The organism is Enterococcus sp. 6D12_DIV0197 (assembly GCF_002174385.1).
GTDB classification, from domain to species: domain Bacteria; phylum Bacillota; class Bacilli; order Lactobacillales; family Enterococcaceae; genus Enterococcus_D; species Enterococcus_D casseliflavus.
The window spans coordinates 64988-83694 of sequence record NZ_NIBN01000001.1 but is presented as its reverse complement, the minus strand read 5'-3'; the positions used below and the strand labels follow the sequence as shown (position 1 = coordinate 83694).

The following is an 18707-nucleotide window of genomic DNA, read 5'->3' as shown; positions in this document are numbered from 1 at the left end:
ATTTAATATTTGTTACAGTTTTGTAAATAATCGGATAGCCTTTTTGAAAGACTTTATGAAGAGGTGAAGAGCTTGGCTGGACACGTAGTAAAATACGGAAAGCATCGCGAACGTAGAAGTTTCGCACGGATCAGTGAAGTATTAGAATTACCGAATTTGATTGAAATTCAAACCGACTCTTACCAATGGTTCCTAGATGAGGGCCTAAGAGAAATGTTTGAAGATATTTTGCCAATCGAAGGATTCAACGGTAACTTGTCCCTAGAATTTGTGGATTATGAATTGAAAGAACCAAAGTATACAGTAGAAGAAGCCCGTGCCCATGATGCAAACTATTCGGCACCATTACATGTTACTTTGCGTTTGACGAACCGTGAAACTGGGGAAATCAAATCCCAAGAAGTATTCTTTGGTGATTTCCCATTAATGACTGAACAAGGAACCTTTATCATCAACGGGGCAGAACGGGTTATCGTTTCTCAGTTGGTCCGCTCTCCAGGTGTATATTTCCATGGCAAAGTCGATAAAAACGGCAAAGAAGGCTTTGGTTCAACTGTTATCCCTAACCGCGGTGCGTGGTTAGAAATGGAAACTGATGCCAAAGATATCTCTTACGTACGGATTGACCGTACCCGTAAAATTCCTTTGACGGTCTTAGTCCGTGCCCTAGGGTTTGGTTCTGATGACACGATCTTTGAAATTTTCGGCGACAGTGAATCATTGCGCAACACGATCGAAAAAGACTTGCATAAAAACGCAAGCGATTCTCGTACCGAAGAAGGATTGAAAGATGTTTACGAACGTCTTCGTCCAGGCGAGCCAAAAACAGCAGACAGCTCACGTAGCTTGCTGAACGCACGTTTCTTTGATCCAAAACGTTACGACTTAGCAAATGTTGGTCGTTACAAAGTAAACAAAAAATTAGACTTGAAAACACGTCTATTGAACTTGACCTTAGCAGAAACCTTGGTTGACCCTGAAACAGGCGAGATCATTGTTGAAAAAGGCACGGTTTTGACTCACCAAGTCATGGAAACACTAGGCGCATTTATCGATAATGGCCTAAACAGTGTAACGTACTATCCATCAGAAGATGGGGTCGTTACCGAACCAATGACCGTCCAAGTCATCAAAGTCTTTTCACCAAAAGATCCAGAACAAGAAGTCAACGTGATCGGTAATGGCTATCCAGATACTGCTACACGTACGGTTCGTCCAGCGGATATCATTGCTTCAATGAGCTACTTCTTCAACTTGATGGAAGGCATCGGCAATGTCGATGACATCGACCACTTAGGAAACCGTCGGATTCGTTCTGTTGGTGAATTATTGCAAAACCAATTCCGGATCGGGCTTGCTCGGATGGAGCGTGTCGTGCGTGAACGGATGTCGATCCAAGACACCGAAACCTTGACACCGCAACAATTGATCAATATTCGTCCGGTTGTCGCAAGTATCAAAGAATTCTTTGGTTCTTCTCAGTTGTCACAGTTCATGGACCAAACAAACCCACTGGGTGAGTTGACCCATAAACGTCGTCTATCTGCCTTAGGACCTGGTGGTTTGACCCGTGACCGTGCCGGCTATGAAGTCCGAGACGTTCACTATTCCCACTATGGCCGTATGTGTCCGATCGAAACGCCTGAGGGACCAAACATCGGGTTGATCAACAGCTTGGCCTCTTATGCCAAAGTCAACAAGTATGGCTTCATTGAAACCCCATACCGTCGAGTTGACCGCGAAACAGGCCGTGTTACTGACAAGATCGATTACTTGACTGCCGATACCGAAGACCACTACGTTGTGGCCCAAGCAAACAGCTTGTTAAATGAAGACGGCTCTTTCGTAAACGACGTTGTTATGGCGCGTGCTACTTCTGAAAACTTGGAAGTTTCGATCGATAAAGTCGACTACATGGACGTATCACCAAAACAAGTAGTCGCAGTCGCAACCGCATGTATTCCTTTCTTGGAAAACGATGACTCCAACCGTGCCTTGATGGGTGCCAACATGCAGCGGCAAGCTGTACCATTGATCAATCCGAAAGCACCTTGGGTTGGTACTGGTATGGAATACAAATCAGCACATGACTCAGGAGCTGCTTTGTTATGTAAACATGATGGAATCGTAGAATACGTGGATGCAGCCGAAGTGCGCGTTCGTCGTGACAATGGCGCATTGGACGTTTATTCTGTTACCAAATTCCGTCGTTCAAACTCAGGAACCAGCTACAACCAACGTCCATTAGTGGCACTTGGTGAAAAAGTCGAAAAAGGCGACATCTTAGCAGATGGCCCATCTATGGAACAAGGCGAAATGGCACTAGGACAAAACGTCTTAGTCGCATTCATGACTTGGGAAGGGTACAACTATGAAGATGCCATCATCATGAGCCGTCGTTTGGTGAAAGATGATGTTTACACTTCTGTCCATATTGAAGAATATGAATCAGAAGCCCGCGACACAAAATTAGGACCTGAAGAAATCACTCGCGAAATCCCGAACGTTGGGGAAGACGCATTGAAAGACCTAGACGAAATGGGGATTATCCGCATTGGTGCGGAAGTCAAAGATGGCGATCTGCTTGTTGGGAAAGTCACTCCAAAAGGGGTAACGGAACTTTCAGCAGAAGAGCGTTTATTGCACGCAATCTTTGGTGAAAAAGCCCGCGAAGTGCGTGACACTTCTCTACGTGTGCCTCACGGCGGCGGCGGAATCGTCCACGATGTCAAAATCTTTACCCGCGAAGCTGGCGATGAATTGTCACCAGGTGTGAACATGCTGGTTCGCGTTTATATCGTTCAAAAACGGAAAATCCATGAAGGGGATAAAATGGCCGGACGTCACGGAAACAAAGGGGTCGTTTCTCGCATTATGCCAGAAGAAGACATGCCTTTCTTACCAGATGGCACACCAGTCGATATCATGCTGAACCCATTAGGGGTACCTTCTCGGATGAACATTGGACAAGTATTAGAGTTACACTTAGGAATGGCTGCGCGTCAATTAGGCATTCACGTGGCAACACCAGTTTTTGATGGAGCCAGCGATGAAGATGTTTGGGCAACCGTTGCTGAAGCAGGAATGGCCAGCGATGCCAAAACAGTGCTTTACGACGGACGTACCGGCGAACCATTTGATGGCCGTATCTCCGTTGGTGTCATGTACATGATCAAATTGGCCCACATGGTCGATGATAAATTGCATGCCCGTTCCATTGGACCTTACTCATTGGTTACGCAACAACCATTGGGAGGAAAAGCCCAATTTGGTGGACAACGTTTCGGAGAGATGGAAGTTTGGGCACTGGAAGCATACGGTGCTGCTTACACCTTGCAAGAAATCTTGACCTACAAATCAGATGACGTGGTTGGTCGTGTGAAAACATACGAAGCAATCGTCAAAGGGGAACCAATTCCAAAACCAGGTGTACCAGAATCATTCCGCGTATTAGTAAAAGAATTGCAATCACTAGGTCTAGACATGCGTGTCCTAGATATCGATGATGCAGAGATCGAACTACGTGATATGGATGATGACGATGATGATTTGATCACCGTTGATGCCTTAACAAAATTTGCGGAGCAACAAACAGCCCGCGAATTAGAACAAAAAGCACAAACAGAAGCTAAAAATGCCGCCGACGCGTTGAACCAACAAATCGAGACAGCAGAAGATCGCTTGCAATAATAGACGGCCCTCGCTATTTCCGCCACTAGCGGAAATAGCCCCCGTTCTATCGGATATGTCCATGAAATGAAATGGAGGGAACCTTTTTTGATCGATGTAAATAAATTCGAAAGTATGCAAATCGGTTTGGCTTCTCCTGAAAAAATCAGAAGCTGGTCTTATGGTGAAGTAAAAAAACCAGAAACCATTAACTACCGTACGTTAAAACCTGAACGCGAAGGGTTGTTTGACGAGCGTATTTTCGGTCCAACCAAAGACTGGGAATGTGCTTGCGGCAAATACAAACGGATCCGCTATAAAGGCATCGTTTGTGACCGTTGCGGCGTGGAAGTAACACGTTCAAAAGTGCGTCGTGAACGCATGGGACACATTGAACTAGCAGCACCAGTATCACACATTTGGTACTTCAAAGGCATTCCTTCACGGATGGGTCTTGTTTTAGACATGAGCCCACGTGCATTGGAAGAAATCATCTACTTTGCTTCTTACGTAGTGATTGAACCAGGAAACACCAGCCTTGAGAAAAAACAACTATTGACTGAACGGGAATACCGTGAAAAACGTGACCAATACGGTCAAGAATTTTCAGCAGCGATGGGTGCCGAAGCCATCAAACAATTATTAGATGGCGTTGATCTTGAAGGCGAAGTTGCTGAATTGAAAGAAGAATTGAAAAACGCAACTGGTCAAAAACGGACCCGTGCGATCCGCCGTTTGGATATCTTAGAAGCATTCCGTGCTTCAGGAAACAAACCAAGCTGGATGGTCATGGACGTTATCCCAGTTATCCCGCCTGATTTGCGCCCAATGGTGCAATTAGAAGGTGGACGTTTTGCCACAAGTGACTTGAACGACTTGTATCGTCGTGTAATCAACCGTAACAACCGTTTGAAACGCTTGTTAGACTTGAATGCACCAAACATCATCGTTCAAAATGAAAAACGGATGCTGCAAGAAGCAGTCGATGCCTTGATCGATAACGGTCGTCGCGGCCGTCCAGTTGCAGGACCAGGGAACCGCCCATTGAAATCTCTTTCTCACATGTTGAAAGGGAAACAAGGTCGTTTCCGTCAAAACTTGCTAGGAAAACGGGTCGACTACTCAGGTCGTTCAGTTATCGTCGTTGGTCCATTCCTTAAAATGTATCAATGTGGTCTGCCAAAAGAAATGGCGATCGAATTGTTCAAACCATTCGTGATGCGGGAGCTTGTTTCTCGTGAAATCGCGTCAAACATCAAAAATGCCAAACGCAAAATCGAACGTCAAGAAGACGAAGTTTGGGATGTTTTAGAAGATGTCATCAAAGAACATCCAGTGCTATTGAACCGGGCACCTACGCTTCACAGATTAGGTATCCAAGCATTTGAACCAGTCTTAGTTGAAGGCCGTGCCATTCGTTTGCACCCACTTGTTTGTGAAGCCTACAATGCCGATTTCGATGGAGACCAAATGGCCGTTCACGTACCATTGAACGAAGAAGCGCAAGCAGAAGCACGTATGCTGATGTTAGCAGCCCAAAACATTTTGAATCCAAAAGACGGAAAACCAGTTGTAACACCATCTCAGGATATGGTCCTAGGGAACTACTACTTGACGATGGAAGAAGAAGGCCGTGAAGGGGAAGGCATGATCTTCCGTGACATGGACGAAGCAGTTACGGCATGGCGCAATGGCTACGTGCATTTACACACACGGATCGCCATCAATCCAAACACTTTAGGGGACAAACCATTCACGTCTGAACAAAAACAACGTTTGATGGTAACAACGGTAGGTAAAGTGATCTTCAACTCGATCATGCCGCCAGAATTCCCATTCTTGAACGAACCGACTGACTACAACTTGACGGTTCAAACACCAGACAAGTACTTTATTGAAGCTGGTACAGATGTGCCTGCCTTCATCAAAGAACAAGAGCTTGTGGGCCCATTCAAGAAGAAAAACTTAGGAAACATCATTTCAGAAGTCTTCAAACGTTTCCGCATCACTGAAACGTCACGCATGCTTGACCGCATGAAAGACTTAGGATACAGCCATTCAACAATGGCAGGTATCACCGTTGGTATCGCTGATATCATGAACTTGCACGAAAAACATGACATCATCGACAATGCCCACAAACAAGTAGAAACGATCACGAAACAATTCCGTCGTGGTTTGATTACCGATGACGAGCGTTATGAACGAGTTATTGGTGTTTGGAATGCAGCCAAAGATGAAATTCAGTTAAAACTGATGGAATCATTGGAAGCGAAAAACCCAATCTTCATGATGTCTGATTCCGGTGCCCGTGGTAACATCTCCAACTTTACTCAGCTTGCTGGGATGCGTGGATTGATGGCCGCGCCTAACGGACGAATCATGGAATTGCCGATCATCTCAAACTTCCGTGAAGGTCTATCTGTCTTGGAAATGTTTATCTCGACCCATGGTGCCCGTAAAGGGATGACCGATACCGCCTTGAAAACAGCCGATTCCGGTTACTTGACACGTCGTTTAGTTGACGTTGCCCAAGATGTCATCATCCGTGAAGACGATTGTGGTACTGACCGTGGTTTAGACATTCAAGCAATTCGCGAAGGAAACGAAATCATCGAATCCTTAGAAGAACGTTTGATTGGACGTTACACACGTAAATCAGTGATCCATCCTGAAACTGGCGAAGTCCTTCTCGGGGTCAATGAATTGATCACTGAAGATTTAGCTAAAGCCATCGTGGACGCTGGCATCGAAACAGTATCCATTCGCTCTGTCTTCACATGTAACACCAAACATGGTGTATGTAAACATTGTTATGGCCGCAACTTAGCCACTGGTTCTGAAGTTGAAGTTGGGGAAGCAGTCGGTACCATCGCTGCCCAATCAATCGGTGAACCTGGTACTCAGTTGACCATGCGTACCTTCCATACCGGCGGGGTTGCCGGAGACGATATCACGCAAGGTCTCCCTCGTGTCCAAGAAATCTTTGAAGCCCGTAATCCGAAAGGACAAGCGGTCATTACCGAAGTTACCGGAGAAGTCATCGATATCTCAGAAGACCCTTCAACTCGGACCAAAGAAGTGACCATCAAAGGGGAAACCGATACGCGTACGTATACCGTTCCTTATACTGCCCGGATGAAAGTAGCAGAAGGCGACTTTATCCATCGTGGTGCACCATTGACGGAAGGATCGATCGATCCAAAACAACTGTTACAAGTTCGCGATGTCTTGTCTGTTGAAAACTACCTATTACGGGAAGTTCAACGCGTTTACCGTATGCAAGGGGTAGAAATCGGCGACAAACATATCGAAGTAATGGTTCGTCAAATGCTGCGTAAAGTCCGCGTCATGGATCCAGGTGATTCAGGCATCTTGCCAGGAACATTGTTGGATATCGCCGACTTTAAAGACCGCAACTACGACACATTGGTAGCCGGCGGCGTTCCTGCAACTAGCCGTCCAGTCCTATTAGGGATCACGAAAGCATCCTTGGAAACCAACAGCTTCTTGTCTGCTGCGTCCTTCCAAGAAACCACTCGTGTGTTGACCGATGCAGCGATCCGCGGCAAGAAAGATCCACTTCTTGGATTGAAAGAAAATGTTATCATCGGTAAGATCATCCCAGCTGGTACTGGTATGCCTCGTTACCGTGAAATGGAACCAAAAGAAGTAACAGTTGCCAGCGAAAATGTCTACAGCATCTCAGACATCGAAGCACAAATGGCTGCTGAAGACGCATTGAACAGCCAAAACTAATCAATGCCCAGCACCTGATTGACTCAGTGTGACGGAAAAGCTTGTCATTCTTCGGAATGGCAAGCTTTTTTTGTTTATATTATAGAAATGAATGTTGTTAGGTCATATGTGCAAAAGAAATCACCTTCGAAAGTATGATGAATCCCGACATGCGCTCAAATTGTTCTTTGGCGTATGTCATTCAACTCTTTCGAAGGTGCTTTTTTGGTGTATTAGTTTTCCTCTTGCCGTTCTTGCAGCATCCGAATCCCCTTTTCCTGAATCTGCCGAGCGATAAACGCCAAATCATTCGAAGTCAGGTTGATGTCTGCATAATGAAACACATTTTTTCTGCAGGAGGGGGTCAAATTGCCGATGATCAAATCATAAGTCTCGTCCAGTTTGGTCAGAGAAAACGAGTCCAGAGGATTTAAAATCGTGATTGTTAGCTGATAAGGAATAAACTGTTGGATTTTCGTCTGGATAAATTCCGTATGGTAACTATTTGTATCATAGAACAAGGCTAAGTGAAAGTCAGCATTGGCGTCGATGATTTCTTTGGCAAAATTGGGAAAAGAAGTATGAAAAATATAAATCAGGTAATTGATCGTACTTGGTCGAATGATCGGTAAACTCGAATGGGTCAAAAGCTGAACGATGTCTTGGTTGACTGTCTGTTGGACCAAATCACAGTTATTGACAAAACGAGCAAAGCGATCATCCAAGATGCAGTAAGGAACCTGCAAGTTGATTCCAAGAAAATAGGAAAAGACGACGGCATCCAACTTCTCTTCAAAATTGGCTTCATGATAGTTGTATTTTTTAAATATACGCTTGGTCATTTGATAAAACTCTTGTTTGGTCTCGCGAAAGACAGCGGGGTCTTGACCGATATGGGTTGTGATATAGCCGACCATTTTCTCGACGTAAGCACGACTGTAGCCAGTAAATTCGCTTAAATCGATTTTTTCTAAGAAATATTCGATGTGGTTCCCATTGGGATTGGAAGCGTATAAGCGATCGCGCTTCGTGTTGATATAGATGACAAAGGCAATTTTTTTGATGTCGGAAAAATAAAGTTTTAAGGGTGTCGCAGCCGCCATGATACGGGCGATCTTCAAGAAATCCTGCTCTTGGTTAATGTTGGCATCCACAAATTCATACTGGTACTTCTCTAAGAAGAAAATCAGAAAAAATTGGCGAATATTGTTTTCATTTCCTTTTAACTGGATGGGTTTGGTTGCGATGAAGAAATCATACGGTGCCAGAACCAAATTGATCCTCTTGATCAAACGAATGATCGATGACTTGCTTAAATTTAATTCTAGTGCCAGCATGTCATAACTAGTGAAACTTGATGAGAAGAGTAGTTCTAACAATTGAAACGCAGACGAGCGATTTAAAAACTGGCTGTATACGTCTAGTCGAGTAGCGAAAGGCTGCAAGTGTAGGCGAACAGCTGAATAATCGTCAAATTGTAAGTCCAGAAACGAAAATTCATTGTCGATTTCCGCGATATAGGTTTTCGCTGCAGACATTGAAATGGAAAATTTCACTGCCAAATCGTGAAGACTCGTCCCCTGATCGTCTAATAAATACTCAATCAGCTGTAGTTTCTTTTGTGTTGTAGATGATAACAATTTCCGTAACATGATTGCCCCTGAGCCCCCTTTTAAGTAAATAGTATCACGTTTTTACATGTATTCAAAAAAATTGCGTGTTGTATTTTTTTTGAATACATCCCACCCCAAAATTTTGGGAAAATAGAAGTGTGGAATAGTAGTAATACGTTTGATACAAGTAGCAAAGACCAAAATTTTTGAATCATGGGGAGGAGGCAAAAAGCAGTTGTTTGTTGGGATATCTTGCTCACTGTTGAACAATATTATTCGTCGAGCGCTTCCGAGATCAATTGAAAAAAATTTATAAAAAGGAATGAGCAATTATGAAAAAACAATTTTCTATCTATATATGTTTGCTAGTCTTGCTTGGTTCTATCCTTTGTGAACCAACGATCATACTGGCAGAAGCAATCAACGCAACCGAAAGCACCGAAAGAACGACCGAAACGTTAGAAAGTACTGAACCTGTGACCGGAACGATCGATACGGAAAAAGCACCTACGGATTCATCGACAGCGGGAGCAGTTCAGTCAGCAACGAGTCAAGCAGAAGAAGAACAAGCAACCGTCCCTAGTGAAAGTCAAGCAACCCAAGCATCTTCGACACTGAATCAAAACAGCATTCAACCCCGAGCACCAGATGCTGAGACGGAAACGGAAGCTTCTGCTACCGCTGAAAATCTTAGTGCCAACCTGAATGAACGGGGCGTGCAGCTTTTTGACAATGTCCGAATCACTGACTTAAACGATCAGCCTTTCACTGCCGAAAATCCACCGATGTATAATGACAATATCAAAATTCATTTTGACTGGTCGATAGCAGATACGGAAGAAATTCGTGCTGGTGATTATTATACGTATCAATTGCCGAATTATTTTGCCATTCATAACACCGTCAGTGGTGAATTGACCCGTTCCGGCGGACAATCGATCGGAAGCTTTACCTTAGCACTCGATGGTACATTGACCGTTACTTTTAATGAGGCGGCACAAACACTTTCCAACCGCTCAGGGACTATTGATCTGATCACTGAATTAAGTGTAAGCACCGTTACTGAGGAAGTGACTATTCCTACCGGGATTTACGATGAAGATGGCCATGAGATCATCATTACATTGCCTATTTATGAGGTCGATATCATTAAGACTGGTAACGTGACTTCGAGCGGTTCAGTGGTTTGGGAAATTATTTTTAACCAAACCAGTCGTGAATTGCATGATGTGGTGATTACCGATAAGATGCCACAAGGATTAGCTTATAGTACCTCGACAGGCTACTTGTACGATGAATCCACCGATGAATGGATTCGTACCGATGGCTTATATACGTATAACAGTGTTAACAACACGTTTACCTTCAATCAAACGGTTGATCAACCGGTTCGAATCGTCATCAATAGTGCAGTCACCGATCCAACGGCTTCTTCTTTCAAAAACACGGCAACAATCAACGGTAGCGATTTTACAGAAAAAACCGCAGAAGCAACGGTTACCTATGATGAACAATCAGAATACAAACGATTTAAAGGCTACGATCCAGAAACGAAACGAACATCTTGGGAAATTTCCGTTACATTGGACAAAGACCAAGCCAGAGTTTTGGATCAGACCTACTCGGGAACAGATCCTGAAAAAGCCTTGCACTTTTTTGTTCCAGAAACTTTGGTGATCACTGACAAAGACGGTAATCCAATCCCTTCAGAGGACTGGTCCTTTGATGGGACAGAACAACAGAATAAAGAGGGGGAAATCGTACGCTTTGGCATCACGTTTGCCAAAGCTGGCTACTACAAGATCCAATACGACACCCAGTTGTATGAATCGGTTTTAGCCGATACCCGTATATACAATTACGCTTCGATCCGCGACAATCAAAATACCTCTTTGACGGGCAGTGGGACAGTGACACCAACCAAAACGATCGGTGTCGTGAAAACCGCTGGCACCAAAGACTATGAAACGAAGACTGTCGCATGGAAAATTGAAGCCAATACCAATCAGCAAAAAGTTAGCGACCTGATTATAGAAGACCGCTATCAATTGATCTCTGGCTCAAACAGCAGTGCTTTAGCTTTATTGGCGGATACGCTAGTAGTGACAGCCAGCGGGGGGACCGAGCCTTTAGAGCTCAATACCGACTATACGCTAGAGCTGATCACAGAAACGAAAACGCTAGCCGATGGCTCAACGAAGGAACTTGAGACTGGTTTTCGCATCAAGCTGCAAGGGGCGTACCAAACGACCTCGGCAACGATCACTGTTAATTTCAAAACCAGCTTCGATGTTTCACAACAGATCGCATTAGGAAGTTCTAGCAGCCGGTTTAGTAATGCAGCGTTTGTCCATTATAAAGACGAAGCTGGCAATACGTTCACGGAAGCTTCTGAATCCAATACTTGGATGGATACCAACTGGTTAAAAAATGCCTTGAAATACGGCCTATTCATTGGTGAAGGCGAAGATGTCGCCAAAGCGATTACCGCTGTATTTGGTCGGAATCTAGGAACTATTTTTGATGAGCAGACTGCTTCAAGCGATCAAGTCTATTGGATGGGGCTATTCAATACGTACAAAGAAAAAATCAACAAAGATGCAATCATCACGGACCAGCTGCAAGAAGGTCAAACTTTGAAAGACTTGGCGCTTTACACGGTCACGGTAACTGGATATACGACACAAGTCAGAGCACTGAAAGAGCAATTGGTGCTAAACGAGGATTACAGTTACACTTATGACCCTGACACGAAGAAAGTTACGATCACCTTGCTGAAAGAAACGTCAGAAACACTGGCGGTCTTCTTGGCAACGGAAGCATCTGAAGAAGTATTTACCTACAAAAATACTATTACATTGACGGACAATGACACAACGTTGACGGCTGATGGGCAAGTCGACAAGTCTGCGAAAACGGACTGGTTGATGAAAAACGGCAGCCAGAATGCCGAGAACAATCGATTGCTCGATTGGGAAATCATGATCAACGCTGACAGTCGCAAAATCCACAATGCGGTAGTGACCGATACCATCAACTACAATCAGCACACCTTTTTACGCGATGCCGACGATAACGTGATCGTAGATGTGTATGAAGCGGTCTTAAACAATGGTACTTGGGAAAAAGGCGAAAAAGTCACCTTCACCAACGAAGACAATCCGAAAATCACCTCGGATGTGGTCGCAGGGACGCAATCGTTAGTGATCGCTTTTGAAGAATTGATTGATAAACCGTACTTTATCGTTTATCAAACACAGCTTGATCCCGGGATTTTGAACAATGAACGGGTGGCCAATAGTGTCAATTTGACGGGTAGTGAGATCGAGATTCACACAGTGACCAAAGAAGTCACCATCAAATCGACAGACGGCAGCGGAACCTCTTCTGGGACGAATGGCTCCTTGACGATCGTGAAATACGATGCCGATGGCACCAAAGAACGAGGGATCGATGAAGAAGCGGTTTTCCAATTAAGCCGCAAAAATGCGCAAAATACCTATGAAGTCATCTTGTCGAATCTGGTGGTCAAAAACAATCAGATCATGGAAAACGGCAACGCCATTGATCGGATCGACAATCTGCGTTACGGCGATTATATGATCCAAGAAATCACCGCACCAGAAGGATACGAACGAGATGCGACTCAGTACACCTTCACTATCTCTGATAAAGAAGTCAATTATGTCTTTGAGCTAGCCAACAAGCGAGAAATCAAAGAAACGACCCATGCTTTGAATGTCCAGAAGCTGCTTCATGGACGCGAGCTGAAAGACGGCGAATTTACTTTCTACCTGGTGGATGAAGCTGGCTCTGTGATTCTAACCCAAACCAATGACGGTAACGGACAAGTCACCTTTGACGCAATCACTTACAATGAGCCTGGCGATTACCATTACACGATTCGGGAAAAAGCCGGCGATGATCCAACCATCACCTATACTGACAAAGAACTAAAGGTAACTGTGACAGTGACAGAAGAAGACAGCCAGTTGATTGCGAAAGCAGTCTATGAAGGCAATCAAGTCTTTGAAAATGACTATACGCCAAAAGCCGGTAGTGTCGTTTTGAGTGCTGAGAAAGTACTGATTGGTCGTGATTTGAAAGCAGAAGAATTTGACTTCGAGTTAGTCAATGAAGCAGGAACTGTACTTCAAACAAAAGCCAATGATGCAACTGGCAAGATCTACTTTGACGCTCTTCCTTATGATAAAGCAGGTGAATACCGCTATACCATCCGTGAGAAAGCAGGAACTGACCGCACCATCACATACGATACGAAAGAACTAGCGGTAGTTGTAACCGTCACCGATGAAGACGGACAGCTCGTGGCAGTTGCCGAATACGAAGGCAACCAAGTCTTTGAAAACGACTATCAACCAAAGGCTGGTAGTATCGTACTAAGTGCCGAGAAAGTCTTAACCGGTCGTACCTTACAAGCAAATGAATTCGATTTTGAACTAGTCGATGAAGAGGGAACTGTACTTCAAACAAAAGCCAATGACGCCACTGGCAAGATCTACTTTGACGCGCTCCCTTACGAGGAAACAGGTGAGTATCACTACACCATTCGTGAGAAGACAGGAACTGACGGTACCATCACTTACGATACGAAAGAACTAGCGGTAGTCGTGACCGTCACCGATGAAGACGGACAGTTGACCGCAGTGGCGGAATATGAAGGCAACCAAGTCTTTGAAAACGACTATACGCCAAAAGCTGGCGGTGTGGTCTTGAATGTAGAGAAAGTGTTGACAGGCCGCACACTAGCAGCCAACGAGTTTGCCTTTGAGCTAGTCGGTGAAGCAGGCAACGTGTTACAGACGAAAACCAATGACGTAAATGGTCAAATCTATTTCGATGAATTGACATATGGCGAAGTCGGCGAATACCGTTATACGATTCGGGAAAAAGCTGGCGCAGATAGTACCATTACCTATGACACGAAAGAAATTGGTGTTGTCGTGAAAGTAACCGATGAAGACGGGCAACTAGTGGCAAAAGCAACGTATGATGGCAATGCGATCTTTGAAAACGACTATACACCAAAAGCTGGTAGTGTCGTATTGAGTGCCGAGAAAGTCTTGACCGGCCGCACGTTACAAGCTGACGAATTTATCTTTGAACTGGTAGATGAAGAAGGTAACATTCTTCAAACAAAAGCCAATGATGCAACCGGACAAATTGCCTTCGATGCTCTTGCATATGACAAAGCAGGCGAATACCGTTACACCATCCGTGAGCAAGCAGGAACTGATGGCACCATCACTTACGATGCAAAAGAACTAGCGGTAGTTGTAACCGTCACCGATGAAGACGGACAGCTCGTGGCAGTGGCCGAATACGAAGGCAATGCGATCTTTGAAAACGACTATACGCCAAAAGCCGGCAGTGTCGTACTTAGTGCCGAGAAAGTCTTAACCGGCCGTACCTTACAAGCAAATGAATTTGATTTTGAACTAGTCGATGAAGATGGAACTGTACTTCAAACAAAAGCCAACGACGCCACTGGTAAGATCTACTTTGATGCTCTTGCATATGACAAGGCAGGCGAATACCACTACACCATTCGTGAGAAAACAGGAACTGATGACACCATCACTTACGATGCAAAAGAACTGGCGGTAGTTGTAACCGTCACTGATGAAGCCGGACAGTTGACCGCAGTTGCGGAATACGAAGGCAACCAAGTCTTTGAAAACAGCTATCAACCACAAGCAGGCAGTGTCGTACTAAGTGCCGAGAAAGTCTTAACTGGTCGTACACTACAAGCAAATGAATTCGCCTTTGAACTAGTCAATGAAGACGGAACTGTTCTTCAAACAAAAGCTAACGATGCCACGGGCAAGATTTACTTTGACGCGCTCCCTTACGAGGAAACAGGTGAGTACCACTATACCATCCGTGAGAAAGCAGGAATCGATGGCACGATTACGTACGATAGGAAAGAACTGGCGGTAGTTGTCACTGTAACGGATGAAGACGGACAGCTCACGGCAGTTGCGGAATACGAAGGCAATCAAGTCTTTGAAAACAGCTATCAACCACAAGCAGGCAGTGTCGTACTAAGTGCCGAGAAAGTCTTAACTGGTCGCACGTTACAGGCAAATGAATTTGATTTTGAACTAGTCGATGATGAAGGCAATGTGCTTCAAATAAAAGCCAACGACGCCACTGGCAAGATCTACTTCGATGCTCTTGCATATGACAAAGCAGGTGAGTATCACTACACCATTCGTGAGAAAACAGGAACTGACGGTACCATCACCTACGATACAAAAGAGCTTGCAGTAGTTGTGACCGTGACGGATGAAGACGGACAGCTCACGGCAATTGCTGAATACGAAGGCAATCAAGTCTTTGAAAACAGCTACCAACCACAAGCAGGCAGTGTCGTACTAAGTGCGAAGAAAGTCTTGACGGGTAGAGACTTGCAAGCCAACGAATTCGCATTTGAATTAGTGGATGAAGCTGGAAAGGTTCTGCAAACCCAACGCAATGACGCAAATGGAACAATTACCTTTGATGCATTGACGTATGACGATGCTGGGGAACATCGTTACACGATTCGTGAAAAAGCTGGCAACGATGCTACGATCATCTATGATGAAACCACCTATCAAGTAACGGTCACCGTCAAAGATCAAGCAGGAAAATTGGTGGCTGAAGCGGAGCAAACGGCAGAGATGGTATTCAACAATCGTGTCAAAGAAGGCAAAACACCGAAGCCGGGAACTGACAACTTACCGAAAACCAATGACACCACGACCGCTGGTTGGGTCGTCTTGGGACTGTTGTTAGTAGTAATCGCAGTAGGCATCTACCTTGATCGCAAAAAACGGACGCCGTTATCATAGGCAGGGGAAGCAACAGAGCAGAAAGAGAAAGCGGGATGAGGCCAACTTGTCCCGCTTTTTCCTGTCCCGTTTTTCTTCACTTCAAAAAAAAACCGTCAAAAGTATGAAACGCTAGGAAGCGAACAGTCAGCAAACCCAGACTCAAGAAGGGGACGAAGGGCAACTGCGCCAATCGTTTCTTCCAGATGCCTTGATAGCTAAAAAAAGCGAGGAGACCGAGACTGCTGGCTACCAGTAAGAGGGCCAAAAGTGTCTTTGGCGCTAGCCAAGTGCCCCAGCCTGCCAGCACTAAGAGATCGCCACCGCCCATTTTTTCCTGCCAGACAAAAAAGACCAGTGGAACCAGCAAGCCTAAAGACAGCCATTGAAAAGAAGCGCCGCTTCTAAGCTGTGCCAGCGCGAGAAGCAGGTGGGCGGGGTACAGCAGTTGTGGGTAGACGCTATAGTCTATCAAGTCGGTCAAGCTGAGTAAAAAGGCACTGGTCAGCCAGACAAAAGCCAGGAAGCTTTCTGAAGCACGAAAGGCAACCCCGCAAAGTCCGCCATAGCATATGCAAGCGAAGATCCAATAAAGTGGGGGTGAAAGCCATCTTGTAGGAAGGAGAAGAAACCAATGGTTATCCGAAACTTTGTTCACTTTCTGGTAGTGAGAACGAGAATCACTTTTTGGTAGATTCCAAAACAGGGTTTGTAAGAGCAAAAGCCAAAAGAAGCCGAGTAAAGCGCCTAAAAAAAACACGAAAATCGTCATTTTTCGTCCCCCCTCATAAAGAAATACGTAAGAGAGTGAGAAATTTTCTCAAATAGATGATTTTGTTGTACTTTTTAATTGTTTCGTATTATCCTTAAAATAGATAATTTAGAGGAGGAATCGTTATGAAATTTGAACAAACAAAAGAAGTATTAAACCAACTTGTTGCTGATTTAAGCCAAATGGCTATGGTCGTTCACCAAACACACTGGTACATGCGTGGACCTGGCTTTTTGACATTGCATCCAATGATGGACGAATTCATGGATGATCTAAATGAGCAATTGGATGAAGTTTCTGAACGCTTGATTACATTAGACGGTTCACCATATTCAACTTTGCGTGAAATGGCAGAACACACTCAAATCCCTGATGAAGTGGGTAACTGGGACCGCACGATTCCAGAACGCTTAGCTACATTGGTGGAAGGCTATCGTTATTTAGCGGACTTATACCAAAAAGGGATCGAAGTATCTGGTGAAGAAGGCGACGATCCAACCCAAGATATCTTCATCGGCTTCAAAACAGCCATCGAAAAACGTATTTGGATGATCCAAGCGCACTTAGGCGAAGCGCCATTGATCGATCCAGCGAAATCTCGCGTACGTCATTAATCCACAAAAAAACCAGCGAAGAATTTTCTTCGCTGGTTTTTTTACTGGCCTGCCAATAATGCTTTGGCGGCTTCAATTTGCTGTGCCACTTGATCAAAACCGGTGCCGCCATAGGAATGACGATTTTTGACGGCGGTGTAGGAGTCAAGTTTTTCAAAAATATCGCTGTCGATGGCAGGATGGATCACTTGGTAGTCTTCCAAGGAAACATCTTGCAGATAGATGCCTTTGCTCAAACACTCGCTGACGAGTTTGCCGACGATCTCATGGGCTTGTCGGAAAGGCACACCTTTGCCAGCTAAGTAATCCGCTAATTCTGTTGCGTTGGAAAAATCCTTTTCAGTGGATTCTTGCATCCGTGCTTGATTGACTTTCATCGTTGCGATCATGCCCGTCATGATCTGCAAGCTTTTCGTGATGGTTTCGGCACTGTCAAACATGCCTTCTTTGTCTTCTTGGAAATCTTTGTTGTACGCCAGCGGCAAACCCTTCATGACCGTCAAAAGACCAAAGAGGTTCCCATAGACACGTCCTGTTTTTCCACGGATCAGCTCCGCCATGTCAGGGTTTTTCTTTTGAGGCATGATGGAGCTGCCGGTGGAGAAGGTATCGGTCAGTTCCACGAATTGGTACTCGTGGCTGCACCAAAGAATCAGCTCTTCACAAAAACGAGACAGATGCATCATCAATAAAGAGGCGTTGCTTAAAAATTCCAAGATAAAATCACGATCGCTGACCGCATCTAGGCTGTTGCTGTAAATATTGCTAAACCCTAACTCTTGAGCGGTGAAATCACGATCGATAGGGAAGGTAGTTCCTGCTAAAGCAGCACTGCCTAAAGGCATCACATCGATGCGACTCAAACTCTCACTGAAACGCTCTTGGTCACGCGTCAGCATACTGTAATAGGCTAAGAGGTGATGGGCAAAAGAAATCGGCTGTGCATGCTGCAGATGGGTATAACCAGGCATGATGGTGTAGATGTTGGCTTCGGCTTGTAAAACCAGCGCTTCTCGCAATTCAGCGATCAAAGTGATCACCTCTTGCACGACTTCTTTTAAATACAAATGCATATCGGTCGCCACTTGGTCATTACGACTACGGGCAGTATGCAATTTGCCTGCCACTGGTCCAATCAATTCATGCAAGAATGTCTCGATGTTTAAATGGATGTCCTCATTTTCAATCGTGAAGGTCAATTCGCCAGCGGCTAATTGCTGTTGAATTGTGGTCAAGCCGCCAATGATCGCTTCGCCATCGGTTTGACTGATGATGCCCGTATGGACCAGCATTTTGACATGTGCCAAACTGCCAAGAATGTCTTGCTTTGCTAACTTTTGATCAAACGTGATGGAAGCCCCAAAAGCATCGATCCATGCTTCGTTTTTCCCATCGAAACGTCCGCCCCATAATTTTGCCATATTCTCACCTCAAAAAAAGATTACGGCTGAAGCGGCAGCTTCAG

Annotated in this window: 7 protein-coding genes; 4 read left to right on the top strand and 3 right to left on the bottom strand. The window is 44.8% G+C overall.

Annotated features, from left to right (window positions below):
- Positions 1 to 72: 72 nt before the first annotated feature.
- Both rpoB and rpoC read left to right on the top strand, forming a co-directional pair.
- Entirely contained in the window at positions 73 to 3690 is a 3618-nt protein-coding gene (rpoB, locus tag A5867_RS00335; RefSeq protein ID WP_008381746.1) for a DNA-directed RNA polymerase subunit beta, read from the top strand.
- 87 nt (positions 3691 to 3777) lie between these two features.
- Positions 3778 to 7428 (top strand): DNA-directed RNA polymerase subunit beta', encoded by a 3651-nt coding sequence (gene rpoC / locus A5867_RS00330; RefSeq protein WP_015510610.1) that lies wholly within the window; start codon positions 3778 to 3780, stop codon positions 7426 to 7428.
- Positions 7429 to 7640: 212 nt separating this feature from the next.
- Here rpoC and A5867_RS00325 read toward each other — a convergent pair whose 3' ends face one another.
- A complete protein-coding gene (locus A5867_RS00325; protein WP_087626663.1) occupies positions 7641 to 9059 on the bottom strand; it encodes a helix-turn-helix domain-containing protein in 1419 nt (472 codons plus the stop codon).
- A gap of 293 nt (positions 9060 to 9352) precedes the next feature.
- On the opposite strand from A5867_RS00325, the gene A5867_RS00320 reads away from it, so the two are divergent.
- Positions 9353 to 15877, top strand: a complete 6525-nt coding sequence (locus A5867_RS00320; protein ID WP_087626662.1) for an FctA domain-containing protein — start codon at positions 9353 to 9355, stop codon at positions 15875 to 15877.
- Between the two features lie 76 nt (positions 15878 to 15953).
- Here A5867_RS00320 and A5867_RS00315 read toward each other — a convergent pair whose 3' ends face one another.
- Positions 15954 to 16628 carry a prepilin peptidase gene (locus tag A5867_RS00315; RefSeq protein WP_087626661.1) on the bottom strand — a complete coding sequence of 225 codons (675 nt, stop codon included), beginning with the start codon at positions 16626 to 16628 and terminating at the stop codon, positions 15954 to 15956.
- A gap of 125 nt (positions 16629 to 16753) precedes the next feature.
- On the opposite strand from A5867_RS00315, the gene A5867_RS00310 reads away from it, so the two are divergent.
- Positions 16754 to 17242, top strand: coding sequence for a Dps family protein (locus A5867_RS00310; protein WP_005230382.1), 489 nt, complete (start codon positions 16754 to 16756; stop codon positions 17240 to 17242).
- Positions 17243 to 17283: 41 nt separating this feature from the next.
- On the opposite strand, the gene argH is transcribed toward A5867_RS00310, so the two are convergent.
- Complete coding sequence (gene argH / locus A5867_RS00305) at positions 17284 to 18663, bottom strand: argininosuccinate lyase (RefSeq protein WP_087626660.1); 1380 nt, start codon at positions 18661 to 18663, stop codon at positions 17284 to 17286.
- Positions 18664 to 18707: the final 44 nt, after the last annotated feature.

What these genes read in the sequence shown, in the direction of transcription:
- argH (WP_087626660.1), bottom strand. Translation starts at nt 18,663, where the DNA reads ATGGCAAAATTATGGGGCGGACGTTTCGATGGGAAAAACGAAGCATGG.
- A5867_RS00315 (WP_087626661.1), bottom strand. Translation starts at nt 16,628, where the DNA reads ATGACGATTTTCGTGTTTTTTTTAGGCGCTTTACTCGGCTTCTTTTGG.
- A5867_RS00320 (WP_087626662.1), top strand. Translation starts at nt 9,353, where the DNA reads ATGAAAAAACAATTTTCTATCTATATATGTTTGCTAGTCTTGCTTGGT.
- A5867_RS00325 (WP_087626663.1), bottom strand. Translation starts at nt 9,059, where the DNA reads ATGTTACGGAAATTGTTATCATCTACAACACAAAAGAAACTACAGCTG.
- A5867_RS00310 (WP_005230382.1), top strand. Translation starts at nt 16,754, where the DNA reads ATGAAATTTGAACAAACAAAAGAAGTATTAAACCAACTTGTTGCTGAT.